The organism is Siminovitchia terrae, from assembly GCF_003605405.2.
Lineage (GTDB): Bacteria > Bacillota > Bacilli > Bacillales > Bacillaceae_C > Siminovitchia > Siminovitchia terrae.
This window is the reverse complement of record NZ_QYTW02000017.1, coordinates 1-25,010: the sequence shown is the minus strand read 5'-3', so window position 1 is coordinate 25,010 and position 25,010 is coordinate 1. Positions and strand designations below refer to the sequence as shown.

28 protein-coding genes and 2 pseudogenes are annotated in these 25,010 nt (G+C 38.7%); 6 read left to right on the top strand and 24 right to left on the bottom strand.

Features of this window, described 5'->3' with window-relative positions; genetic code table 11:
- Positions 1-86: 86 nt before the first annotated feature.
- From nfsA to D5F11_RS15785, 9 genes and pseudogenes are all read right to left on the bottom strand, one after another.
- Positions 87-815 carry an oxygen-insensitive NADPH nitroreductase gene (gene nfsA / locus D5F11_RS15820; RefSeq protein WP_120117099.1) on the bottom strand — a complete coding sequence of 243 codons (729 nt, stop codon included), beginning with the start codon at positions 813-815 and terminating at the stop codon, positions 87-89.
- Between the two features lie 63 nt (positions 816-878).
- A complete protein-coding gene (locus D5F11_RS15815) occupies positions 879-1,787 on the bottom strand; it encodes an EamA family transporter (RefSeq protein ID WP_120117098.1) in 909 nt (302 codons plus the stop codon).
- Positions 1,705-1,974, bottom strand: a complete 270-nt coding sequence (locus D5F11_RS15810; RefSeq protein WP_126646614.1) for a hypothetical protein — start codon at positions 1,972-1,974, stop codon at positions 1,705-1,707. The genes D5F11_RS15815 and D5F11_RS15810 overlap by 83 nt, the downstream gene beginning before the upstream one ends.
- A 975-nt stretch (positions 1,975-2,949) precedes the next feature.
- Positions 2,950-3,900, bottom strand: a complete 951-nt coding sequence (locus tag D5F11_RS15805; protein ID WP_120117097.1) for a cation diffusion facilitator family transporter — start codon at positions 3,898-3,900, stop codon at positions 2,950-2,952.
- Between the two features lie 338 nt (positions 3,901-4,238).
- Positions 4,239-4,394, bottom strand: coding sequence for a hypothetical protein (locus D5F11_RS26610; protein WP_185830737.1), 156 nt, complete (start codon positions 4,392-4,394; stop codon positions 4,239-4,241).
- Between the two features lie 116 nt (positions 4,395-4,510).
- Positions 4,511-5,203, bottom strand: a pseudogene (locus D5F11_RS15800) (DUF3885 domain-containing protein).
- A 274-nt stretch (positions 5,204-5,477) separates the two neighbouring features.
- Positions 5,478-6,236 (bottom strand): ABC transporter ATP-binding protein, encoded by a 759-nt coding sequence (locus tag D5F11_RS15795; protein WP_120117096.1) that lies wholly within the window; start codon positions 6,234-6,236, stop codon positions 5,478-5,480.
- Positions 6,237-6,239: 3 nt separating this feature from the next.
- Complete coding sequence (locus D5F11_RS15790) at positions 6,240-8,558, bottom strand: ABC transporter permease (RefSeq protein ID WP_120117095.1); 2,319 nt, start codon at positions 8,556-8,558, stop codon at positions 6,240-6,242.
- Between the two features lie 157 nt (positions 8,559-8,715).
- Entirely contained in the window at positions 8,716-9,363 is a 648-nt protein-coding gene (locus D5F11_RS15785; protein WP_120117094.1) for a TetR/AcrR family transcriptional regulator, read from the bottom strand.
- A gap of 559 nt (positions 9,364-9,922) precedes the next feature.
- Here D5F11_RS15785 and D5F11_RS15780 point away from each other — a divergent pair.
- Genes D5F11_RS15780 through D5F11_RS15770 form a run of 3 tightly spaced genes read left to right on the top strand, consistent with a single transcriptional unit; the run spans position 9,923 to position 11,063 of the window.
- Positions 9,923-10,288 carry a DUF2089 domain-containing protein gene (locus D5F11_RS15780; RefSeq protein ID WP_120117092.1) on the top strand — a complete coding sequence of 122 codons (366 nt, stop codon included), beginning with the start codon at positions 9,923-9,925 and terminating at the stop codon, positions 10,286-10,288.
- Between the two features lie 13 nt (positions 10,289-10,301).
- A complete protein-coding gene (locus D5F11_RS15775) occupies positions 10,302-10,712 on the top strand; it encodes an SHOCT-like domain-containing protein (RefSeq protein ID WP_120117091.1) in 411 nt (136 codons plus the stop codon).
- 6 nt (positions 10,713-10,718) lie between these two features.
- The gene (locus D5F11_RS15770) at positions 10,719-11,063 is read left to right on the top strand and encodes a hypothetical protein (protein ID WP_120117090.1); all 345 of its coding nucleotides are present in this window, start codon (positions 10,719-10,721) and stop codon (positions 11,061-11,063) included.
- 127 nt (positions 11,064-11,190) lie between these two features.
- Here D5F11_RS15770 and D5F11_RS15765 read toward each other — a convergent pair whose 3' ends face one another.
- The 8 genes from D5F11_RS15765 to D5F11_RS15730 form a co-directional block, all read right to left on the bottom strand.
- Complete coding sequence (locus D5F11_RS15765) at positions 11,191-11,634, bottom strand: hypothetical protein (RefSeq protein WP_126646613.1); 444 nt, start codon at positions 11,632-11,634, stop codon at positions 11,191-11,193.
- Positions 11,635-11,751: 117 nt separating this feature from the next.
- The gene (locus D5F11_RS15760) at positions 11,752-12,132 is read right to left on the bottom strand and encodes a P-loop NTPase family protein (RefSeq protein ID WP_120117088.1); all 381 of its coding nucleotides are present in this window, start codon (positions 12,130-12,132) and stop codon (positions 11,752-11,754) included.
- A gap of 692 nt (positions 12,133-12,824) precedes the next feature.
- Entirely contained in the window at positions 12,825-13,532 is a 708-nt protein-coding gene (locus tag D5F11_RS27465; RefSeq protein WP_245998231.1) for a hypothetical protein, read from the bottom strand.
- Between the two features lie 54 nt (positions 13,533-13,586).
- Positions 13,587-14,390: a YndJ family protein gene (locus D5F11_RS27460; protein WP_245998230.1), complete on the bottom strand. Its 804-nt coding sequence runs from the start codon at positions 14,388-14,390 to the stop codon at positions 13,587-13,589.
- The gene (locus D5F11_RS15745) at positions 14,359-14,970 is read right to left on the bottom strand and encodes a DUF4166 domain-containing protein (RefSeq protein ID WP_120117087.1); all 612 of its coding nucleotides are present in this window, start codon (positions 14,968-14,970) and stop codon (positions 14,359-14,361) included. Before D5F11_RS15745 ends, D5F11_RS27460 begins: the two co-directional genes overlap by 32 nt.
- On the bottom strand, positions 14,970-15,884 hold the full coding sequence (locus D5F11_RS15740) for a DoxX-like family protein (protein ID WP_120117086.1): 915 nt from the start codon (positions 15,882-15,884) through the stop codon (positions 14,970-14,972). Before D5F11_RS15740 ends, D5F11_RS15745 begins: the two co-directional genes overlap by 1 nt.
- 571 nt (positions 15,885-16,455) lie before the next feature.
- Entirely contained in the window at positions 16,456-16,896 is a 441-nt protein-coding gene (locus tag D5F11_RS15735) for an NUDIX domain-containing protein (protein ID WP_120117085.1), read from the bottom strand.
- Positions 16,897-17,123: 227 nt separating this feature from the next.
- Positions 17,124-17,318 carry a hypothetical protein gene (locus tag D5F11_RS15730; protein ID WP_120117084.1) on the bottom strand — a complete coding sequence of 65 codons (195 nt, stop codon included), beginning with the start codon at positions 17,316-17,318 and terminating at the stop codon, positions 17,124-17,126.
- Positions 17,319-17,464: 146 nt separating this feature from the next.
- Between D5F11_RS15730 and D5F11_RS15725 the strand changes: the two genes are divergently transcribed.
- Together D5F11_RS15725 and D5F11_RS15720 are read left to right on the top strand one after the other, a co-directional pair.
- A complete protein-coding gene (locus D5F11_RS15725) occupies positions 17,465-18,850 on the top strand; it encodes a HAMP domain-containing sensor histidine kinase (RefSeq protein WP_425470832.1) in 1,386 nt (461 codons plus the stop codon).
- A complete protein-coding gene (locus D5F11_RS15720; RefSeq protein ID WP_120117082.1) occupies positions 18,843-19,520 on the top strand; it encodes a response regulator transcription factor in 678 nt (225 codons plus the stop codon). The genes D5F11_RS15725 and D5F11_RS15720 overlap by 8 nt, the downstream gene beginning before the upstream one ends.
- A 450-nt stretch (positions 19,521-19,970) precedes the next feature.
- Here D5F11_RS15720 and D5F11_RS15715 read toward each other — a convergent pair whose 3' ends face one another.
- Complete coding sequence (locus D5F11_RS15715) at positions 19,971-20,546, bottom strand: hypothetical protein (RefSeq protein WP_120117081.1); 576 nt, start codon at positions 20,544-20,546, stop codon at positions 19,971-19,973.
- Between the two features lie 200 nt (positions 20,547-20,746).
- Between D5F11_RS15715 and D5F11_RS15710 the strand changes: the two are divergent.
- Positions 20,747-20,919 (top strand): annotated as a pseudogene (locus D5F11_RS15710) (four-helix bundle copper-binding protein); the annotation flags it as partial.
- Positions 20,920-20,997: 78 nt separating this feature from the next.
- Here D5F11_RS15710 and D5F11_RS15705 read toward each other — a convergent pair.
- The 6 genes from D5F11_RS15705 to D5F11_RS15685 all read right to left on the bottom strand — a co-directional run bounded on the left by D5F11_RS15705 (position 20,998) and on the right by D5F11_RS15685 (position 24,810).
- Complete coding sequence (locus D5F11_RS15705; protein ID WP_120117080.1) at positions 20,998-21,726, bottom strand: cytochrome c biogenesis CcdA family protein; 729 nt, start codon at positions 21,724-21,726, stop codon at positions 20,998-21,000.
- A 40-nt stretch (positions 21,727-21,766) separates the two neighbouring features.
- Complete coding sequence (resA, locus tag D5F11_RS15700) at positions 21,767-22,297, bottom strand: thiol-disulfide oxidoreductase ResA (RefSeq protein ID WP_120117079.1); 531 nt, start codon at positions 22,295-22,297, stop codon at positions 21,767-21,769.
- Positions 22,298-22,338: 41 nt separating this feature from the next.
- Positions 22,339-23,046 carry a cytochrome c biogenesis CcdA family protein gene (locus D5F11_RS15695; protein ID WP_120117078.1) on the bottom strand — a complete coding sequence of 236 codons (708 nt, stop codon included), beginning with the start codon at positions 23,044-23,046 and terminating at the stop codon, positions 22,339-22,341.
- A gap of 219 nt (positions 23,047-23,265) precedes the next feature.
- Complete coding sequence (locus D5F11_RS26605) at positions 23,266-23,427, bottom strand: hypothetical protein (protein WP_185830736.1); 162 nt, start codon at positions 23,425-23,427, stop codon at positions 23,266-23,268.
- Between the two features lie 240 nt (positions 23,428-23,667).
- On the bottom strand, positions 23,668-23,904 hold the full coding sequence (locus tag D5F11_RS15690) for a hypothetical protein (protein ID WP_120117077.1): 237 nt from the start codon (positions 23,902-23,904) through the stop codon (positions 23,668-23,670).
- 78 nt (positions 23,905-23,982) lie between these two features.
- On the bottom strand, positions 23,983-24,810 hold the full coding sequence (locus D5F11_RS15685) for a CPBP family intramembrane glutamic endopeptidase (RefSeq protein WP_120117076.1): 828 nt from the start codon (positions 24,808-24,810) through the stop codon (positions 23,983-23,985).
- Positions 24,811-25,010: the final 200 nt, after the last annotated feature.

Here is a 25,010-nt window from a genome sequence, read left to right as displayed (position 1 = left end):
ATTTCATCGTGACTAAAGACACAAAAAAATTCAAGTGAAAATAAAGAACTCTCAGCCCATACAGACTGAGAGAGGATCTTCTTCATTTAGTGTTTTAGAAATCCTTTTGATTGCAGAAAATCAAGCATGTATGTCCTGCGCGGCTCAGACAGGAAGGCTGCCATAACATCTGTCCACCCATTGCTTTTATTATTGGTGGAACGCTTGCGGTAGTATTCTTCCATGACGGAATCATACTGTTTAAGAATTTCAGCGTATTTATTTTCGTCATATGTATCTTCATGTAAAATCGCTTCAACTGGAAGACGCGGCTTCACTTCATTTGCTTCTTCAGGTACACCGACTGTCATGCCAAACAAAGGGATGACATGATCAGGCAGCTCCAATAAATCACTGATCGGCCCCGGATTATTACGAACGCCTCCTATGTAACAAATGCCGTATCCTTTCGACTCTGCCGCCACAACAAAATTTTGGGCAAACAGTGCAGTATCAATAGCTGCAACAAGGAAATTTTCCGTTGCACCAGCCAATATTTTTTTTCCATAAAGGGCGGCTGCATGCTCAACTCTCTTTAAATCTGCACAAAAAACAAGCGCTAACGCAGCTGAATCATATTGTTTTAGGTTTTTCGACAGTTCTGCCAGCTTGTTCCTTTTAACCTGATCCTTCACTCGTATGACGGAATAAGCTTGGACAAAATTGGAGCTAGCTGCATGCTGAGCAGCATGCAGCATTTCATGGAACGTTTCATCCGAAATCGGCACATCTTTATACTTCCGGACTGAAGCATGTGATCTTAACAAATCCAGCATGATATCTTCCTTTCAAAAAACACATTTTTTTCATCATATCAAATAAACAAATACATTGAACAATCATCCGCCTTCCATTATCCCCAATAATATGATTCCCAGCATGACGATTGCTATCATGAGGTACTGACGAAAGCTCAGTACTTCTTTCAAAAAAATACGGGATAATATCACCGAAAAAATTCCATGCGCTGCTATAAGTGGTGCTGCAATAATTGCATTACCTGCCATCGCGAATACATAAAAGAACTGACCGATCGTTTCAAGTATGGCAGCTAATCCTTTATCACGCTCTTTAAAAATGACAAATGATTCCTTCTTGATGATTTTTACATAAAAATATGAGATGACTGCTGCAATGAGGAAAGTGAATTCATATGCCAATAAAGCTGAATCTTCACTGATAAGCTTCAACTCATCCAAATATATTCCATCAGCAAATGTCCCTAGTCCATCAATTAGGCTGTATAGGATTGGAAACGTGATGGCCAATACTCCAATTTGATACTTTTTGTCGATAACTTCATTACTTGCTTTCAAAGCCATATCTTCTGCCTGTTTCTCGAATATAGCCAGCCCGATCACACCAACCGTGACAAAGACAATTCCTGAAATCTCTATGAAACTCATTTCCCTCGGAAAAAATATAAATAATAATATCGCACTTACGGCTCCGGAAGAGTTTTGAACTGGTGCAGCTATTGATAATTCAATATATCTCAATCCTATATACCCGATCGTCATTGACAAAATATACATGGCCGAAACCGGAAAATATCTGATCATATCAAAAGGATCAAAACTTACCCCTTTAACCAACATATATAAAACTGCATGAATTCCCATGACAAAACCAACCATTGTTACAATCTTAAGATGACTATACTTGTCACTGCTGTCTGAACCTTTTTTGTAAAAGAGATTTGCTGCTCCCCAAGAGACAGCTGCTAAAATAGAGAAAATAAACCACATAATGTCTTGATCTCACCCGTCTGTTATTAAATTTTTGATCAAATGCGCCTTGACGTATTTGCATCCAGATTTTATCGAGCTTGGCTCGATAAATTTCCTCTGAAAATCTGTGGCATCCGCTGGAGGCTTTGACTTTATTCAGCCGGGGTTTGCCCCCCCACTGAATGGAATAACAATATGCATTCATCTCACCACTTACAGAAGTGGGAGACTTCTGCTGAATGAAGTTAAAACCGCCCGGCCATTGAAAATGATATTTTCCGATGATTGGAAGATAAACGCAGCCTTAAAAAAGAAGCGTTTAACCCTTGTATTTAGGTTAAACGCTTCTTTAACAGTACTGATTCCAACTGAGTTCGAACCAGCGACCGCCTCTTCCCTGTCGAGGTGGAAAGGGACATCTCACTGTCATCTCTAATTACCGAGAACATTTTCAAGCCCTTATACAACAAGGCTTTGTTTCTGAGCGTTATCTATTATGATCATATTTTATCCGAACCAAAATGCAATAAGAGAAGCGCAAGCGCCTTGGTCAGCGCGGGCAAACAAGAAGATTCCCGAGGAGGCAGTTCTTTCAGCCACCACAGGGAATCGGCTTGATCCTTGCGGGGCTAGGCGCTGGCAGGCTCAGAACGCGACGTCCTGTCGCTTCGCTTGCACTAGTACTTCCTGTACGTCGTAGCTAGACAAAGAAAAAGCTTCCTTTGAATAAAACTTTCCATAACAAGTCATACTTTCTTTACACACGAAAAAGCAAACATCCTCAGCTTAGCCCGTCTCATTGGGCGAGTTCTCTTACCTATTTTAAACTGGCTACCCTTTATATCGTCTCCTGCTGGAAGACGCTCAAACACTTATCTATGCATAATATTATTAAAAGGAGTGTTAATAATCAAGCAAAAAATATCGTTCTGACAAGCTTAGAAATTCATTATCAATCAAATGCGCCTTGGCGTATTTGCGCCCAGAATTTATCGAGGTCCGCTCGATAAATTTCCTCTGAAAATCTGTAGCATCCGCCGGAGGCTTTGACTTTATTCAGCCGGGGGTTGAACCCCCACTGAATGGACTACCAATATGCATTCATCTCACCACTTACAGAAATGGGTGACTTCTGCTGAATGAAGTTAAACCGAGTGCATTGCTGATCATTATGACAGTATTAATGATGATGGTGATGATGCCCAGATGATTCGGGTTTCATTTGGCATAGTAGGGAGTCGTCATGCAGATGCGCCGATGTTTCCAATTGAATTGTCACATGATGAATATTTATGTGTCCAAGATTATGTTCGATATTACGAAGTAATTGTTCACTTTCAGCTATCGTCACTTCATCATCCACGACTGCATGGCAGGAAAGTGCGTTTAAGCCGCTCGTAATGGACCAAACATGTAGATCATGTATACTTTGAATTCCATTTTCCCTCTCGATTGTTCCAATGACTTCGGTTATGTTCACGTTTTGAGGTGTACCTTCCATCAATACATGAAGTCCGGACTTAGAAACAAAATAACCGCTTCGCAATACAAGTATTGCAACAACGACGCTCGCCAATGGATCTGCCCAGCCCCAGCCGAATAACATCATGAGTAATGCGGCAGCGATTGCTCCTATGGAACCAAGCATATCACTAATGACATGAAGATAAGCCCCTCGCATATTCAAATTCTCTTCAACATCACTCCCTCGCATCATGATCCATGCGACAAAAATATTAACCGCTAACCCAATGCTGCTGACAATTAGCATCCCAGTTGTAGCAACTTCAGGAGGATTCGCGAACCGTTTTATGGCTTCATAGAAAATGTACATCGCAATGATGATTAACGTGATTCCATTTAATACCGCTGCTAAGATTTCAAAACGCTTGTAGCCAAATGTCTTACTTTTACTAGTTACCTTTTCTCCTAATTTAAATGCTATCAATGCAACTGCCAACGAAATGGAATCGCTCAACATATGACCGGCATCTGCTAAGAGGGCGAGACTGTTCGTCAAAACCCCCCCGACCGCTTCCACAATCATATAAATCGTGATGATCAGAAACGAAATCAATAATACTTTTTTATTTGCACCATGTGTATGGTCGTGCCCATGGTCATGTGACATATGAATACCTCCTCTATGTAATCAATTGTAAGTCGTATGTTCAATTGTCTGTTTCAAAAACTTCAGAACATGTTGATCTCCCTTATGATGGGAATGTTTTGTATCCATTCTACTCAACTTTTATGATATATCGAGCAACGTATCTCCATCTAAAACCCCCGCAAAACCCCTTTAATTGATTATATGAGCATATGTACATATTATAATATAATGGATTAAGTGTCAATAAAAATCCCTCCTATTTCCTGACTAACGGACACTCATCTCCTCCACGTCAGTAGATTCCCCTTGTTGTCGGTCCTGCCAAATAACGCTCTGACCTCACTCTAGAGATCTGGTTAGCTATCAAATGCGCCTTGGCGTATTTGCGCCCAGATTTTATCTAGCTCCGCTCGATAAATTTCCTCTGAAAATCTGTAGCATCTGCCGGAGGCTTTAACTTTATTCAGCCGGGGTTTGCCCCCCCACTGTATGGAATACCAATATGCTTTCATCTCACCACTTACAGTAGTGGGAGACTTCTGCTGAATGAAGTTAATCTAATTCTTCAAAATTAAACTATGAATTTAACTTGTTTTGTTTAGACGGCCCTTAAATAAAAAATGAGCGCTTATCCTTGTGACAGGATAGCGCTCGTTGGTTTTGACCTAAACACTCTGTTGATCTCTTCTCGATCATAATCCAAAATCCACTCATTATATTCATCATAAAGGAACCGTATTGCTTCGTTATCTGACGCGATGATATCGCAACCGCGATCATCGTATAAATGAAAAATGATCTTATTCGTAAGGTTAACAAAATAGATATCGTATCAACTTTCCAGATTATTTTTCAAAATGGTAGGTGTAAAATCTTTATGACTAATTGCTTTTAAAACGTGATGATACTTTATTTCCATTTTCTTGAAAGAGAGCACAAAACGATGAGTGACAGATTGTTCAGTTTCCTCTTCATCATCCTCAAAAAGATATGGTAAAAGATGATGCTGTAATTGGTATAACTTTTGCTTATCTTTTACGTATTTTCGATATACATTTAAAGGTTTTCGCTGAAGCAAAGGACTGTGTTTAGCAGTATATACATCTGTAACAAACAAAAGTTCATCCTCTTCTCCAAACACCTTATCAAATAAGGTATTTGTCCGATGAAAAATTTGCTTAAGATTGTCCTTTTCAAAATGCGGTCTGCCCGGTTTTGAAATTTCAAAATGAATACCGTATTTCCATAAATAAAATAAAGATGGCCTTAACGTTAAACCTGTAAAATTCTTTTTGATAAATGAATGTAGAATTTCGCTCATTCCATTCCTCCGTGAATTAATCCTGACGGCTTTTCTTAAGAAAAATCACTTCTAAAAGAATAACTCCAATTACTTCGAGTTTATTCTTTGAATGAGAGGATTAATCTTTTGCGGCTCTTCAATAAATAGACACAATTCCTGTTACGGAATTGCGTCCTCTTCTTGAATTTAAAATTAGACTGCTATTGTGTTTTTGTCAACAAGAAACCATTATTCTACCAGTCTCTCGTTTTTTCTCACTTGAACAAAAACATTCTGTCCATAAAACAGCCTCCTATATTCCGATTTCCCGCATTTTTTCCGTGACTTTTTCCATCCTGTCATCAATATCTGTGCCACTGAATTTCTTAAAACGCATTTCGTTCACGATTTTTCCATCGCCCATAAACATGATACGCTCAGTCCTAGCTGCAATCTTTGGGTCGTGAGTGACAAGTATAACCGTAGTACCTTCCGTGTTAATTCCAGAAATGATGTCCATTATTTCCTGTGCGGATTTTGAGTTAAGCGCCCCAGTCGGTTCGTCACCGAAAATGATTTTTGGATTACTAATCAGTGCACGGCAGATCCCTGCTCGCTGAAGCTGCCCCCCTGATACCTGAGTAATATCACGCTTTTCCAGTTCCGCAATCCCAACCTTATTCATAAGCGCTCTTGCTTTTTTAATAATCTCCGCAGCATTTTTTCGGTTATCCCGCATGGAAGGAAGAATGATGTTATCGAGAATGTTCAGGTTTTTAAGCAAAGTCGGCTGCTGGAAAATAAAGCCCATTTTGGTTCTGCGTACATCAGCAAGTTCATTTTCACTCAGCTTTGATAGATCCCTGCGATCAAAAGATACCTTTCCACTGTCAATTCCGTCCATCCCACTCAGCGCATACATTAGTGTTGATTTACCTGAACCCGAAGGACCCATAATTGAAACGAACTCTCCTTCGTTTATTTCAACGGACACGCCATTTAAAACAAGGTGCTTTTCATTACCTACACCAAAAGATTTTACTATATTTTCACCGATAATCATCTTCTTCATCATTTACTCCTTCATATTTTGGGCTATTTTTATTTCTCCCGCGTTTGATGTACCGATAATGGTTGCGATAAGCACTGAACACATCATCATTAATGGACTTAACAGATATGCAGAAAGTGGATCCACAACAAACTTAAATGTCGACGCCCCAAATGATGAAATCACCGCTCCTGCAAGTACCTCTCCTAGTGTGTTAGCAAGTAGCGTTCCAAAAACAACTCCTACAACCAGAATAAAGACCGAACGCGAAATATACTGCACTGTAATATCAAAATTAGTAAAACCCAACGATTTCATTACAGCAATGGAGTATCTGTCCTTTGCGAGAAGCATTCTCATAAACAAAAGTGTAACCAATACCGTAATCATTAGCGCAACGACAATTGAGGCAAAAGAGGCCTTTCCAACGGAGTTGATTGTTGAGCCGTACGTCTGTTCAATATATTCATCAATATCCGAAATCTTCGCATAATCAAATCTATCTGTATATTCCGAAACCTTACTGCCGATAAGAGATTGATCTGAAAGCTCTGCACAGATCACATACCACATAATATCGGCCGAATTATCGGTAAAAACAGCTTTTGCTGTTTTACCCCCATTGGTTATGTCGGAATAAATGCCGCTGACCGTGAAATTCCTTTCCTCCCCCTCATTCACCAGAGTAATGATTTCACCGACTTTTTTGTTTAGCTCATCAGCGTTCATTACCGAAAGCGCAATTTCATCTTCTGAGCCGGGGGCAGCGCCCTCGGAATAATCAACTGGAAATATGGAATGGTCGCCAAGCTCTATTTTTAATCTTTCCTCCGTACCGTCCTCCAGCCTTATGTTAAATGTCTTTGTTGTCAGCACAGCATACTTTGAAATCGCATGATCGCTGTTCAATGTTTTAATTATTTCCTCAGCCTTTTTAGACATATTGTCTGTCTGCTGGATGTCAATACGCATATCACTATTCCCTATCCCCATATATGTGGTGAAGCTTTTTGAGGAAATGGTGTTATACAAGTTTTGCGGAACAATAATGATGAATGCAGAAATCATCAGCACCACAAGCATTGTGGCGTACAGTTTTTTCCTTGCAAGAACATCTTTGATACCGAGAAAAATATTCGTGTTAAACAGCCTGTTTCCACTCAATGTAAAACGCTTGGCTCCCACGGTTTTCTCTTGTGAAGTGCCAAAGCGAATAGCTTCAGTAGCAGATATTTTTCGAAAGCGTCTCAGTACTGCGTTTACATATGCAATAATTGCAAAGAACACAAGCAATATGCCGATTATTCCGAATAGAAAGGCAAAAGAAGAATGATCACTTTCTCCCATATAAAGCCGTATATTTTCAAGAAGCATACCTCTGAACACAAACGAAAGTGCCAATCCAAGAACAGAACCAGCTGCCGCAATCACGGCGTATTTTGCCAGATAAATCTTTTTTATGTCAGAAACACGCAGACCCATTGCTTTCATAACACCTATTTCGCGGTAGTCGTCTTCGATTTTCGCTAAGAGGGTAAAACGTATGCACATCAATGCGATTGCTACGACAAGTGCACTTAGAAGAAGGATGACGGCAATCATCAATCCATCGGAAATGGCATTAAGCATTTTAAAAAGCGGATACGTGATGGTCGGTCCGTTTGCTTCAAGCCCTGCAGAGGTGTATGCAGTCTCAAATGTGCTAATTTCAGACAGGTCCTTTAATCTGAACTCAATCAAATATTCCGTGTTTCCAAAACCCTTAATCGCTGCATAATCATTTTTGCTCACAAGAAACCTTTTTGAGGAGGCAAGCAATGAATTCATCTGTGAATCGCGCAAGAACCCTGCAACGGTAAATTTCTTTCCGTCTATTACTAGAGTGTCACCAGCTTTTGCAGTGCCGTCCTTCAAATAACCTACCGGAACATAAATCTCCCCGTCGGATACATTTATAACGTTTCCGTCAAGATCAAGGAGATAATCAAATTTTTCGCTTTGTGTGCTGAAGCCATTGTCTTGAATATTATCTGCAAGCGAAGTTCCGTCAATTACAATCTTCGCACCGTCAACATTGAGAAATTCACTCACCTGAAATTCATCGACATGGCTGTTCTGCTCCGCGAAATCCGCAAGCCGTACAGTATCAATATCACCCGAATGCATCTGCATAAAATGCGGAGTTTTCGCCTGCTTCATAAGTGTATCTATCGCACCCGAAAGATTTACAACAAGTATCCCTGAGAGAGCAACAAGTGCAGCCGCGACAGCAACAAATATCGTAGTTGTCAATGTTATCAGTTTGCTTTTCGAAATATCATTTCTGATTATTCTGTTATACATAATTCACCTCTATGTTCAAGCTTTTTCACTGACTTCAAGTTGTATAGAATGACTGAAGTAACACATAACAAAACCCCAGCGATCATAATGATAAATCCCGTTCCCCTGCCGCTGACCCGACCATAGCAGAAGAAATTCTTTGAAAGATCTCACCGAGTTATTCATTGTTGTCTCCTTCTCCCATACCAAACATCTTCAAAGTATCCATCAAACTTCCGCTTTCAGCACCAAGCAGCCTTTCTACATTGCAGATAAAGGCAAGCATTCGTGAAAAGCGTTCCTCGTTTGTCATAGCAACCATATCGCCATCAAAAACAGCCGTTGCATAAATCACAACCATTTCCATGCACTCATACGGAAACGGTGTGTTGAACATTCCCTGCTCAATTCCCTCTCGAATAATCTCCGTCAATATCGGTGGGACTTCACTGATGATTACTTTTTGTATTTTTTGATGCATAAGCGCGTTCTGCGGCTGATGAATGTGCTCCATAATTTCCGTGCTGCTTCCACCATTTATGTTCAGTGCCGTAACAACGCGGATAATACGCTCAACTACAGGTATGCTCTTGTCTGCAGCAATTTCCTGGGCTGCTCCCAAAAGACGGACATTGAATCGCTCAATCAGCGCGTCCATAATGTCCTCTTTCGACTTAAAATGGTGATACAATGTTCCGCGCGCAATACCTACCTTTTCGAGAATATCTTTTGTAGTTGTCCCGTCAAAACCCTTCTGACCAAAAAGCTCATCCGCTGCATCAAGTATTTCGTTTCTGCGCTCCTCGGCTTTTTTTGTCACTCTCATTTTTACAACTCCCCATAACAGACCGACTGTCGGTCATTCTATGCTAATATACTATCATACTGTTGCTTTAAAATAAAGTTCGACTTGAAATAAACGAAAAATTAGAATTCCAAGAGGAGCGTTCGTATTTCCGGGGTTCTCATATTTCCTGGTTACTGGAACAGCTATCCTTCCTTTTACCAGGCTTCCGAACCATCGTATAAACATAAAATATCCTGTTTGCACAATTGAATTCTTAAAATTTAACTTCAGCTTATCATCACTTTCGAGTGGCATTGACACAACTTGAATCAAGCAATTTGCCAATATGCATTTTTCCTAACTAAGCAAGCTAAATTGAAAAGAGTCTCATCGTTTCGATAGGAATGAACCTGGTTGAAGCTGGGCCCCATTCCGATGGATTCGTTGGGGCTTTCTTTTTTAAACAGATCGCTTCAAATTTTTCAGTAAAATAACCATAAAAATTAATAAAATTAATTATTAGGTTAAAATAATTAATTGTTCACATTTACAAATTGAATATATTGATTTATAATGCAAAAAGAGAAAGGAGTAGAGTATGAAATATCCCATCATCACACAATGTCCTGTATGCGAACATCCGCTGCACGCTGTCAAGCTGGAATGCGGACATTGCCGGACGACGATTGAGAACACGTTTGAATTATCAAAGCTGGCTTTACTCTCGCCTGAACAGCTCCATTTTGTAATCACCTTTCTAGTGAGCAGAGGCAACATAAAGGAAGTGGAGAAAGAGCTCGGCATATCTTACCCGACGGTGCGCGGCAAGCTCAATGATATCATTACGGCCCTCGGATACGATACGCGGAAGAAGCCGGGAGTCGATGAGATGAAGGTCATTTCTATGCTGGAGAATGGCGAAATCACCGCGGATGAAGCGGTCAAATTGTTGAAGGATGAATAAGGAGGAAGAAACCATGAAAGAAGAAATCAGCAAAGTACTGTCCATGTTGCAGGAAAGCAAAATTGATTCAGACAAGGCTTCAGAGTTGATTGACGCACTAAAGGAGAAGCAAACGGCCCATACTTCGAAACCCGATTATTCAAAGAGCCTATCATCAACATCCGGCGGTTATTTAGACAAAATGTTGAAAATACGGGTAACATCCCAAGAAAATGATAATGTCAACATCAATTTACCAATTAAACTGGTGAAGGCTGTTCTCGGAGCGGGGCACAGCATCGCGTCCAATATTCCACAAGCTGCGAAATATGTGAAGGATATCGATATCGATCTGTTGATCGATGCAATCGAGAACGAGCTTGACGGGCAAATCATTGACATCCGCTCCGGTGAAAATGATAACGTCACCGTAGTGATTGAGTGATAGATCATGATGATTGTGAAGGTTAAGAGCAAGGAGCACGCTTTTACAATTCCGATCCCTTATGCCGTATTGCGCATGGGGAGCGGCATCCTGACATCCAATTTAGTTCAGCGCAAAGTGAAGGGTTGGCTAAACAAGCAAGACAGACATGCAGATGGGCACTCGAGCCGAAAGCATGATTTTGATTCGAACAGCAACCGGTTTGGGAGTGATATCGTGCTGTCAATTCTCGAAAATCGAAGCACGAAGCAAGCGATCAGACAGCTCATCAGAGAGTTGCAACATTGCAAAGGGACAGTACTGGTCGATGTCCAGGCTCAGGACGGCACGGAAGTATTGATTAAATTGTAGGGAAGCTTTTATTTACAGTATCTCAAGATGATTAAAAGCGGATTAGAGTCAGAATGAAGTTCCCCGCGGCTAGCCGCGGGGAATTAGACCCTTAGAGATTAAAAGATACGAAAATCCGTTCGTTCCTTCAACAGCTTTCAGTCTTTATGTTGGAAATGATCGGTTTTGCTATTGGGTCTTTTATTGTTTCGATTACCTTTATCAATTCTCCTACTTCTATAGCTGCGAATTGAGCAATGTTATAACCATTTATTTCGCAATTTAATACCTGTTGACTTAACCGAGCTCTATTGCAAGCCTTACAATGTGTTATGGTGATAAATTTCTTAACATTATTCGATAATTGATTGATTTTTTTTTTCAAGTACATGCGTCTAAATCTGTCTACAACGCCTTCAAAATACTTGACGGGTTCGTTTTTTAAAGGTAATACGATTTTCTTGTCTTTTCCATGTAGTAACGTTTCCCACTCTGTATTCGTGTATCCCATCAATTTTTTATCCGGATTGAATATGCCTGAGACTAAATGTTTTTGCCAATACCAAGTCTCGACGGTGAACGTGGAAAACAAAATCGCTCCTTCATTAAGTGATTTTGTTTTATCGAATAGTTTCTCTATATCGGGCTCAACCTTTCGTCCAATTCCCTGGCACTCCGGACACATCCCTTTCGGATTGTAAAAAAAACATCAGATTCGCCAATAAATGGCTTTCCAATACGCGAGAATAATAATCGCAATAATGAGTAAATATCTGTGACCGTACCAAGCGTTGAACGTACATTTCCCCCCTAAGTGTCTTTGATCAATCACCACGGCGGGAGAAAGGTTCTCAATGGACAATGCGTCTGGTTGACTGTATGTTGGTAACCGATTTTGAATATACGTCGTAAATGTCTGATTTAATTGACGTTGGGCTTCCTTACTGATTGTGTCAAATACGATTGATGATTTTCCAGATCCAGAAACGCCCGTAAATACAGTGATTTTCTTTTTTGGAATAGTTAGTGTTACATTTTTTAAGTTATTTTCCTTTAAGCCAACAAGTTTAATATATTGATTCTCAACCATAATTAACCACTCCTGTAAAGTTAGCATTATATAATATTAAAGGTCATTATACAGAAGTACCCTGACAACACTATGTCAGGGTTTGAAAAATAAATAAACTCTACTGTAAGCATGGTTTAAAACTGTAAATTGGCTAATTTCTTGAAGTGCGGGGAGTTATTAGAATTTGTATTGATTTCTTTTCATGCTATTAGCATTTTTTTAATTTTCCTTTACTATCTAGTTTTTAAAGATAGGTAAGCGGTACATCAAAAAACTGCTTAGTTATATTCCACACGATAATCCGAATACCCCATTTTTGTAACATCATTTATCCCTATTTTTCAAAACAAAATATATGGTTACTAGCTCATAACAACGTTGACTGAATTTTTACAGCGTGGACATATAAATATTGACTCATCTTTATTGAAACGCACTGTGTTTTTTAATTTTTTACTTTTCTCATTGAAAACACCCTTTTTAGACATAAAAAAATGATTTAATTTCTCTTTTTTATCCTTGGCCATCTGAATCGTTGAACATGCTTGATCATTGTTTCAAAGATGATTCCCAAATCAAATTTTACCCAAGATTTCTTTTTAAATGTTTCATTTGAGGTGGTGTAAATACGCCTCTTAAAGGATGGAGAGTCTTTAAGTATGTAATCATCCGGTCTACTTCATATAACCTTTAATCATTCATGTCCTTAACTAGCTGGCACGTATATTTTGAATTATAGTGTATTCAATTTGTAAGAAAGGGATCCCAAAAATTCGCATTTTGTGTTGTGCTATAAGTGATCCCGCACCTGTCTCTTTTATCAAGAAGTTCTCAGACAACGGTAGCTTGAAAAGAGTTTTGCCAACTGCTAAATAAATACCTGGGTCCCCTTTTCCCTCACTCGAGAGGATCAGAATACCATCAACAACTTCAAGCTGCAAAATACCTATCATTGATGAATAGGGCAGAGGAAGTGCTATATTCATATACGTCCTGCCCTTCGTTTCATGCTGAGAGTAAATGGCTACAAATACGATATTATTCTTCACCCGGCGAATCCATGCACGTGGATTTTTCCTTCCATCAACTGTTGGATCAACAGCTTGTATTTTGAATGTCATCTCAGTAAGGTTACTCGATATGGGCAAATTTAACTGCTGAAGTTGCGTACTTATTATTTTGTAGCAACTTGCTAACGGTTTAAACCAGGTTGCCCATTTTACAGAAGCAAATAATTGATATTGATCGGTTTGCTCATAAAAATCAACGATTGTTTTAGGTAATGCTTTTGTATTTACGAAAACACTTAAATCATCCACTAGTCCTGGTTGTGACCTGCCTGCTCCTTTTAGCGTTCCTCGCATTTGGCTCACTGGAAAGTTATAGACCTTCTGCTTCGTTTCAGGTGGTGCCAGCATCCAGCCGGCTACGCCTAACATGCCAAATAGTATACTGTTAAATAAGCCATGGAATCATAGCATAAAATCAATACTAACAAACCAATGTCCAAACGCGTTTTGTGTCGCATAAAGCAATGAAAAAATGATTGTAATCCCAAGTACACTGTATGAGATCCTTATCAAAACTGCCTGCACGGTTGAAGCAAAACAAGTTCGGTATGCAAGTACGATCAAGCTGAAAATGGCAAAGATGTATAGCAATACGGAGATGAATTCAAGTAAAGGCCATGCTGTGATGCCGATCGCGACGAGCATAGGACCCGCTAAGATAATTGGTACAATCAAACGGTACCATTTTGAATCGTGTAAGCGTCCAAAAAACCCAAGAGATATGGGTAGTAAAAAGGCGGAGTAATGAAAGTGTATAGCTGTTAACCAAGTGATCAAAGGACTGAAACCTGTATCAATTTTTGCAACATATGCAAAGAACCATAGTCCTCCTAAAAATAGATACATCATGCCTATGTCGATTGAAATTTCAGCCCAATTTGTAAACCCACGGTTGAAAAATCGCTTTAGCCCATAAAATGCTACAAAAAAGGTAAAGATTACATAAATAAAAGCGAGGACCATTTGCCCTGTACTTGACGGAACAACTTGCAATAAAAAGATGGAGAGCATAGCAATCCAAGTGAAAATAATATGTTTCCTTTTTGTTTCAAATAGTAACTGGAGCATAATTGGAACGAAAACCAACTGTGCAACCGTCAGCATTAACAAGTAAGGTTTTGCTGTTAAAATGCTGCTTGCTATGAAAAAGAACATACCTACAAGGGTGATTGAATTAAAGAGACTGCTCTTTAAATTCGCCTTCATAAGCCATCAACCTTCCTATGATTCGGTTATGTATGTCGACTTGGATCGTAAATGCTCCCCGGACATCATCATATCCTTCCTCAACAGTCACCACGCCTTCTAACAAGCGAAAAATTGGGATTTCTAAGTTGCCCATCACAACACGTTGAGCACCAGAGGAAATACGCATTCGACCCTCAGGTGTCACCCTAAATGTTAAATCGGAATAGAATAAGCTCGGTTCCCCTAAATAATCCTTCACGACCCTACGCTTTGGATCAAGGGTCATAAATGCATTAAAATGACGAGTAACCTTTTCAAAATAAAAAGTACGTTCCCAATATAATTCCGCTTCACCGGTCGGCAATGATCGACAGGTATTTTTGATTGTAAACGGCACATCCTTTCCGTTTTCGGGAAACAGAAATTGCCAGCGGGCTGCTAATTTTAAAAAGGGTTTTAGCCAGATACCACCCGTTTCAATTTTTGTCATCGTTCCAATCCCATCAAACGACTCACCTATCGGAAATGAATAACGGGATTGCAGCTTTGGATGAAGCCTTTGAAAATCCTCCCCCAAGAGATCTTTATAAATTGTCACTATGTAACACCCTTTCTTGTCCTCTTGCAACTGGTTGCCGATGGCAAATCCCTTGATATTAAGAAACCAATAATGGAAAGGATCCAAAGACTTGCATTAAAGGTCACAGGATTAAACGGATGTAATGAAATCGAAGGACTGGCGATTAATGCACTAATCGTTAATATCGGAAAAACAATGATCTGCAGAGCATGTAAATGTCTTTTCTTTCGATAAAAAACCCAAACCCCCGCAAATACAATCTCAAGAAAGCCTATTATTTCTACACCCTTTATAACAGCAGTCCCCTCCAAGGAAGTTAAACTAGACAGCATTGATACTTCCTCAGGGCTTTTAACAATGATTTTTGGAACTAGTCCATGATAAAGCCAAACAAAGAAAAAAAGCATCGTTACTATAACATTAATAAAGACACGTATATATTGTGTTCGTGGCAACTCCCCTTTTTCAATCCAGCGTTTCAGGACATCAAAACTAAGAGCCGTCGCCCACCCCATCACGGGGCGAAATACGAGGTCTAAAAGGCGCCCAAATGAACCAAAACGTACATCATAGTCATACTGAGTGAGAAATTTAGTACCTTTATTTGTCGGTATATACTGCCAATATCCTTTCCCTTCAGAAATGGGAGAAATTTTTTGATCAGTACCAAAGTGAAGAGAAGATGTTTTGGTACCATCCTTCTTACTATGCATACCGATGCTTTTACCCCAGCCCGCAACTTTTACCCCACATCCCAATTTCGTCTCATATAAAAAAGATTGCGGCTCATCATTTGAATTCTTCGGCAAATAGGTAATAGAAGAAAAACGTAAATCCCATTGTTCGTGCAATTTAGGATTTTGAGTCATCTCCCATACTTCGTCTATAGTTGCCTGAATGGGTATTTCCACATAAATGGGTTTGGCTAGCATAAATTGTCACCTCTACTAATAAAGTAACATATCCCTCCATACCTATTGTCGGAATTCGTGAAATTGTTGTTAAAAATATTGGAGTTTTAAATCCATTTATTATCTTATTTTATTATTCAATTATTAGCCCAACATCGAAAAGACGCCGTTCCAATATAAACGCGCCCGATTATGTATAAAAAGTGATACTATTTCATACATCACTAAACATCCCTTTTTTCTCGTCCTTTCAACAAGTCATCCACTACTTCACGGCTTTATATGGAGTGGCGGGCATGATACCTCGTTCAGTGCAGCCAACCTTATAAGGGGGTCTCTTGGCAGCAGAATCATGTCCGCAGAGGCTCCATGTCAAGCCACTCGGGCGTTTTGCCGAAACACGAAAAGAAGATCGTAAAAGCTATAAAGTAAGATAATCAGAGAATAAGTGAGCTTATGTCCAAAATTTGGGGGTTAATCCGATTTTAGAGTACAATAACCCTATCTTGTCTACCCAAAATAAATTGTTCACGACATTATTACCCTTTATCCAGCTAATGATAGAAAAGCTATCTCCATCTCAATGGGGATTCTACCGAATGAAAGCCAAATCTCGTTTAGCAAGAGCATCCTCTAACCATTTAGGATGCATTTTCAATAGGTCTTTCGGTAGGTCTTCTAGTCCAAAAAAATTAATTTCAAGTGATTCATCTGAATTGCATCTAAGTTCTCCACCTGTAATTTCAGCTAGAAAACAAGATGTTATAAAATGTACTATTTTACCATTGGGATAAGTAAAAATTTGTGAATTAACATCAGAATAAACACCAATCAGCTTTTTAATTCTTATATCTAAATTAGTTTCCTCTTTGACTTCCCTGATGGCTGCCTCAGAAACTGTTTCTCCAATTTCGATATGTCCTGAAGGAATACCCCATAGCCCTACATCAGCTCTTTTCTGTAACAAAACTTGATTCTGTTCATTGAAAATAATAACAGCAACTCCAGCTTTTAATTCATCAATTCTCTTCATACCATAAAACCTCCTTTAAAATAGAAAAAGTCCGAAAGGAAAGATTTCAACGCATACCAAATACGTTGAACCTTTCCCCTCGGACCTTTTATGTCAATAGGTGCCTTTTACATTTTGTAAAAGATGTAGCCCTCGGTCACAGACCTTAATAAATAGCGGAACCCTAGCTACAGTTTTCCAGTTCATAAACGACTATTAATTTTTTTGTACACTTCATTATTATACAACTAACATTCAAAAAGTTCAAAAGAGAGTTTCTTGGACCAAATAGAATCAAATGCGCCTTGGCGTATTTGCACCCAGATTTTATCGAGCTCCGCTCGATAAATTTCCTCTGAAAATCTGTGGCATCCGTCGAAGGCTTTGACTTTATTCAGCCGGGGTTTGAATCCCCACTGAATGGAATACCAATAAGCTTTCATCTCACCACTTAGAGAAGTGGGAGATTTCTGCTGAATGAAGTTAAATAACTTTTTCAATCAAGATGTTGACATAAGCCCTATACCAATAATCGTCTTTCTTTCTGCATAAATTCTCGATATTCTATTTGTAGAATATCGAGTAGGTGGTGTCTCGTTTGAGGAAAATCTCTATAAAAATCGGTCTTCTCTTTTTTTGTTTAATTTTCACAATGGAAGTGTGCCTATTTTTTTTATTGCACCAGAAAATAGCTCACTCTAGAATTGACGAGCAACTCTCTTCGTTAGTCACCAGAGGAAACAATCATCGTGACGTATTGGAAACATACTACAATGAGGAAACAATCCACCATATCGCATTAATGGAAGTAAAATCTGATACAGAGGTAGTGATCACAAACAAACAAGGAAAGGTGATCATTTCTTCTGCAGAAATAAACCAATTTCAAAGTTTGTTAAATGTAGAAAAAAAAGATGTACCCAGAAGTGGAAAAGTGATCGAGGATAATTGGAAGTCTGAGCCATATATTGCAACCGTCACCCCTTTTAAAGGAGGTGTCGATAAAGGATATGTTTATATGTTTCAGGATACAAGCCAGTTAAAGGAATTAATCAATCAGTTAAATAGACATTTCCTAATTGCCGGTATAGCAACTGCTTTTGTTACAGCCATTATCATATTAATCCTTTCAAGAATTATCGCCAGGCCTCTTATAAAAATGAAGGAAGCGACCAAAGAGTTAAGCCAAGGGAACTTTTCCATTCAACTTGAAAATAAAAGCAACGATGAATTGGGAGAACTTGCCGAATCCATACAGCTTCTATCAAATGAACTAAACCATTTAAAAACGGAACGGAATGAGTTTTTGGCGAGCATATCACATGAATTGAGAACACCGTTGACTTATATCAAGGGATATGCAGAGGTCGCCAAAAGAGAGCACCTTAGTTTAGATGAACGTTTGGATTACTTAATTGTCATTACCGAAGAAGCAACAAAATTGACCACGCTAGTAACCGAACTAATGGAGCTGGCACAATTGGATAATAATACTTTCACTATCCAGAAAGAAATGTTTTATGTCTCTGACTCATTAAAAAAAATTTCGCAAAAAATCTTACCAGCATTCAAGCAAGAAGCCAAAAAATTACTTATTATTTGTCCAGAGAACATTCAGATTTATGCCGACCCTATTCGGTTTGAGCAAATCATCCTCAATTTGTTGGAGAATGCAAGAAAGTACTCTTCCAAAGGAACCATAACGACTACAGAAATATCTAAAAAAGATACCGAGATAAAGATCTCCATACACGATAAGGGAAAAGGTATTCCAGATAATGATATTCCGTTCATCTTTGAACGGTTTTACCGGGTGGATAAATCACGCTCCAGAGAATTGGGGGGCACAGGGCTTGGGTTGTCCATCGTAAAAGAATTAATAGACGCCCATAATTGGCAAATAGAAGTTTCCAGTGAGATCAATAAAGGAACAACTTTTACCATCATAGCAAGAGGAGATCGTGATTATGCGTAAAATATTGATTGTAGACGATGAAGAACGGATGCGAAACTTGATCTCACTTTATTTATCTCCGGCAGGATATGAATGTGTCCCTAAAGCATCGGGAGCCGAGGCTGTAAGTTATTTATCAAAGAAATCGTGTGCACTCATCATTCTGGATGTGATGATGCCAGACATGGATGGCTGGGAAACTTGTAAAAGAATTAGAGAGATTTCGGATGTTCCGATTATCATGCTGACAGCAAGAACAGATAAATCCGATATCGTGAAAGGCTTAGGTGCGGGAGCAGACGACTATATTACAAAACCCTTTGACTCAGGTGAACTGTTAGCTCGAATAGAAGCCATCTTTAGACGTGCTAAACTTCAAGAAGACACTAAGATCAGCTTTAATGGCCTGACATGGAATCCGGATTCCTATTCACTGAACTATCAAAACAAACCGATTCAGATCACACCTAAAGAATTTTCCCTGATTGGTTTGTTATTAAAAAATCCTAACCGTGTCTTCACAAGGGACCAGCTTCTAACAATCATTTGGGGACTTGAAGCAGGAACTGAAGACAGAACAATTGATTCACATATCCGGAATATACGAGACAAATTAAGAAATGCCGGATTCCCGATTGACTATCACCTTACCACAGTATGGGGGGTAGGCTATAAATGGGAGAATGAATAATAGATGATGTAGGAGGATAGCAATGAAATTAACAAAAATGAACGTTTTGGGACTAGCGTCCATATTCCTATTGGGGAATGACAACAATATTGGATCCTGCACCTCGCCATAAGCTTTGCAACATCTTGTTGTAGGTGACTATTGAGAGTTCATGGGATTGATTTTTAAAAAGACAACATCTTCTGTTTCAATGGCTGCATCGGTTTCCGTACCAACAGCAATGCCCCACATGTGAGTGCGATGATCATGTTTTCCCTGTAGCCCCCGTGGGAATGATCTTCATGATCTCCTTCGTTCCCGTTATGCGGTTAAAAATCCTGCCCTAAGTTACTCACCATGTTGGATGCTCGTGATGGTCAGACGCACGTGGAAGATGTTTTATAATGGTGAGAATGTTCGTGATTATGATTATCATACTGTTTCCCCTCCCTTCTTTATGGTTTACACATTTCACATGTAATTTGTCCAGAGAGTGTGCAGGGCAAAGCTAAAGGGTTTTAAAATAAACGGCGTTTGAGAATAGAGGAATAAACAAAGCAGGATAAAAATCAAACCAATAATAAAAGGATTTTGGAAAAGATGAATCCATTTTGGTTGTTTTTTCAGATGGGTGAAAACCTCATAGGTGATGAAAAAGCAAATAGAGAGGGCAAGCGTAAACATGGTCATAATGGCCTTGTCCCAATCTACTGGCTTTATCATCTCTCCGAGCATAGCCCCCATCATACCAGCCATCACACCTGATAACATCCCTTCTAAAAGGGCAAGAAAAGAGTAATAAGAGCCGACAATAGCTCCTGTTACTAAACCTATACATATTCCAATAACTGTTGATTGCAATAAATGACCTTGAAATAAAATCCCGAACAGCGTTCCAGCAAATAAACCGATTCCCATGGCTGTTGACATGGCGAAAAGCATTCCATGCATAATCGTTACCAGTTTTCTAACTAAAAATGCGGACACTGAAACACCTGCCAAACATAGCAATAGTATTGAAACTAGAAAGACTAAACCCATAGTCATCATAATCAGCTCCATATTTTTGTACATGTATATGGGCTGCAAAATAGAAATTATCACAGAATACTCATTTACTTATAAATTGTCATATAAAATGCATAAATTCTGCATAAAATATTCCATTCAACATCATGATGTTAGCCCCCCTTGTTATTCCAATGGCAAGGGCTTATTTTTGATTATCCTTGTGTTTTTATAGACTTGCAGCCAAATCCATGCAGTCCGGTAGCCTCTTTGCAAGGCAAATCTGCCAATTATGCGCTGAAATCTGTGAGAAATGCGGAAACGAATGTAAAAAACAGACCATGGTCACTGTCAAAAATGTGCAGAGGCTTGTATCAAGTGTGCGGAGGAGTGCAAGAAAATCGCTGCGTAAAAACAAAGAATTCCCTTTTGCCAGTATACTTATGAGCAAAGGGAATTTATTTTAGCATATATTGATGGTTAGATTTTTCTAAGCCCAATAAGTAGCCGTATCTAATATACCCATCAAAATAAGAGTTGCTCCAGCAATTCGTTGAATCGCAATACCTACTTTTCTACTCCTTTTTAGTAGGGAACCACTTAATCCTAAAAATGAAATCACACCAATAACAATCAGTACTGGAATAGATGTCCCAATGCCGAATACTGTAGGGAGAATCATACCATACGAAGAGGTTAGTACAACAGGCATGAGCATAACGAAAAATATGACAAACATAGTCGGGCAAAAAGCAACAGAGAAACCTGCTCCCATTAAGAAAGATCCCGTTTTTCCGCTGCGTAGTCTTACCGGTATTTTATTTGTGATTTTATTGATTATATTTAGTTTGATCCACCCAAGTAAAAAGAATCCCACGAACATGAGAAAGGGGCCAATTGCTTTGCGGAAAACAGGAAATAGAAGAGTAATTTTCTCTTCAAAGCTTTGGCCCAATACCCAAACCAGGAGGCCTAAACCGCTGAATACCACGATTTTTCCCAGTACAAAACAAATCACATCGTCCCAGTAACGAGATATTTGCAAACTTCTATTACCATAGAGTGTAATGGCACCTATATTTCCTGTTAACTGGCAAGGGGCCAGTGCACCTATCACTCCAAGTACAAAAGCAACAACAATCGGTGCTTCTGTTCCATCATAAAAATACATAAATGGTTCACTTAAAAATTGACTAATTTTGCTGATCTCTTGATACATATCATCAACCTCATATTTTTAATTTTACATTTTATATCTCTTAACGAGGCTTGATGCTCTCCATCATTCCTTTAATTTTTGCTTCTGAAAGTTCTCCTGATTCTATTGCCGTCATTATACCTTCTGAATCAATCAGTATTGTAGTAGGTAGAGGTTTGATTTTGTACAAATTGAGGACATCTTTATTGGTATCTTTCAAAATAGAAAAGTCCAAACCGTGTTTTTGAACAAATTTATTTATGGCGAATTCAGGTTCCCCCACGTTAACAGCCAATATCTCCACCCCTTGATCTTTGTACACTTGATATTGATTGTTCATATAAGGCATTTCCCTTTCACATGGCTTGCACCAAGTGCCCCAAAAATTCAAAAACACACCTTTTCCTTTATAGTCAGATAGTTTATGTTTATTTCCATTCATATCAATAAGATTAAAATCCGGTGCTTTATCCCCTACAGCCATTTGCCCTCTTGTTTCCTTAGTGAAATTAGCATAAAGTGTGTAGACAATAGCAAGCAGCATAATGGCTAAAATCACGCTACGCATCATCAACCGTTTCTTTTTCTTCATTTTTTACCTCCAATTTGTGTAAAGCCAGTTGTCCCCAAATACTAGAATCCAGTAAAGCCGCCAAATAAAGGAATCAGCAATGAAATAATGACCGTCATCCAATCAAAATATAAGAGGACCCCCATTACAACCATTAAAATCCCTCCAAAAACCATAAAACGGTTTCCGTGTTTTTTTAAGAAGGTCATCTTGTCGAGGAAAAAGGTCATGATTAAAAAAGGAATAGAAAAACCCAGTACATAAAACATCATATAGACCAGACCCATACTAGGATTAGCAATGCCAAGAGCAATAACGCCTGCCAAAATTGGTCCTGTACAAGGAGTCCAGCCTGCAGCAAACCCGAGGCCGATCAAAACCGACCCAAAATAACCAGAAGGCCGGTTTCGAAGCTGAATTTTCTTATCCGAAAGCAAAAAATTAACTCGGAGCACACCAGCAAGAGCCAATCCAAAAAATACCATCAATATCGCGCCTAATTGTCTTAACAGATCTTGATATTCTGCAAAAAAAGATCCTATGAAGGAAGTGGATAATCCGAGTGCCAAAAAGATAATTGAAAACCCCAGTAAAAATAGGATGGTATGGATAAACGCTTTTTTTCTTAATAGCCCTTGTCTTTCCTTTATTTCGCTGATGGACATGCCCGTTATATAAGAAAGGAAAGCTGGATATAAAGGGAGCGCGCAAGGTGATAAAAATGATAAAAAGCCGGCGCCAAAAACCAAAAACAGATTGACTTGCTCCATTAACTCTGTGCTCCTCCCAAGGTTTATAAACATACGCATCATTAAGATAAGACATGAATGTGAAGAAACTATGCAGTTATCATCAAAACTTATAAATGACAAAAATAAGTTAGAAAACATTAAAAAAAGATTGAAATTATACACTAGATCTTTGTGTGGGGGGTAGGAGAAAGTTTATCCTTATCATGAATAAGGTAAGAGAAAAAAGACGCCAAGGTCTTAAATATGACGGAAATCAAATGCGCCTTGGCGTATTTGCGCCCAGATTTTATCGAGCTTCGCTCGATAAATTTCCTCTGAAAATCTGTGGCATCCGCCGGAGGCTTTGACTTTATTCAGCCGGGGTTTGAACCCCACTGAATGGAATACCCCAATATGCATTCATCTCACCACTTACAGAAGTGGGAGACTTCTGCTGAATGAAGTTAATCAGCTTAATGAGAACAGATCACATATTTTTACTAAGCTTATATAGAAAATTTTCGGTCACGAGTAAGTTGTAAATAAACTAAAGTCCGTAGCTTTGGAATAAAGTTTGATTAAATTATTATTAATAACCTTGAAATAAAGAGCATGTTTTGAAAAAATAATCAAAACATGCTCTTATTTAATGTAATCTATTCATTTTTTTATAAAAAATTTGATAATTTTATCAACCCTATTCAACGAACGTCTTGATAGTTTAAGCATATAGCTGTTCAAACTATCAATCAATGCGCCTTGGCGTATTTGCGCCCAGATTTTATCGAGCTCCGCTCGATAAATTTCCTCTAAAAATCTGTGCCATCCGCCGGAGGCTTTAACTTTATTCAGCCGGGGTTTGCCCCCCCGCTGAATGGAATCCCTACATGCATTCATCTCACCACTTACTGAAGTGGGAGACTTCTGCTGAATGAAGTTAAATTATGTACTACTTTCGATTTACTCTTTTAATTCTTACTGAAAATTACAATTAATAACGCTTGCATCTTCTTTTCCATACAATACTTTCTTTGGATTGATAACGATGATTAAAACTGCTACTACTAAATAAAAAATTGCGTTATACATGATTAAATCGATTAAGTTGCCGTTTATTAAGCCAATAAAAAAATTAAAGAATTGGTGAATGATGATTGGGATGATTAAATTCTGATTTAAGTTATAAAAGGCCGTCATGACGATCTTAGTAGATATGATTGCAATCATAAAGAATAGTATATATTTGATTAAATCAATGCCCATAAACCCTGTAGTAAACCAGATGGGGAGATGCCATAGCCCCCACCAAAACCCTATGATTATGGAAGCTTTTAGTGGCGAGTGCTTCTTTTGGAGCTCAATTTGAGCGAAACCTCTCCACCCTATTTCTTCTCCTAGTGGCCCTGCCAAAAGATTTTTAAAAAAGAAATAGATCAGCATTCCCCATGAAGATATAGTAAAAATAGAGTCTACTTCACTATTATTAGATACAATAAACAAAATCATCAAAAATATGAAAGCTTGAATCATAATCGCAGTAAGAATGACAGAAAATTTAAGTTTATGCTTGAATTTCTCTTTTACAAATTGTGTAAAACTCTGCCCAGGATAGATTTTTTTAAATAGGATGGCAAAAGCAAAGGTTGAGGACCATGCTGATATACAGTGCACAACATCAAAAACCCATGTGGGAAATCCAAATATGCGTATAGCTCCTACAAGAAGAAAAAGTGGCAAAAAAATGATATTGGTTAGTAAAATAAAACTTGCTATTGGTTTTTTTAACTTCTTTTCTCTACTCAAAAATACCCCCCGCTTCAAACTAAGTATTTCGTCATTTTACCGAATACCTTCAGCTTAAACCTAGGGGTTACTCACAGGTCAATACATGTTTGCATAATTTTATCCCGTATTCACTTTATCCCGCAAATGACTCAGAAGTAGATCATTGAACTACTCCCACTTAACATACTTATGGTCTGTTTGAAGTGGGAGATTCCTAA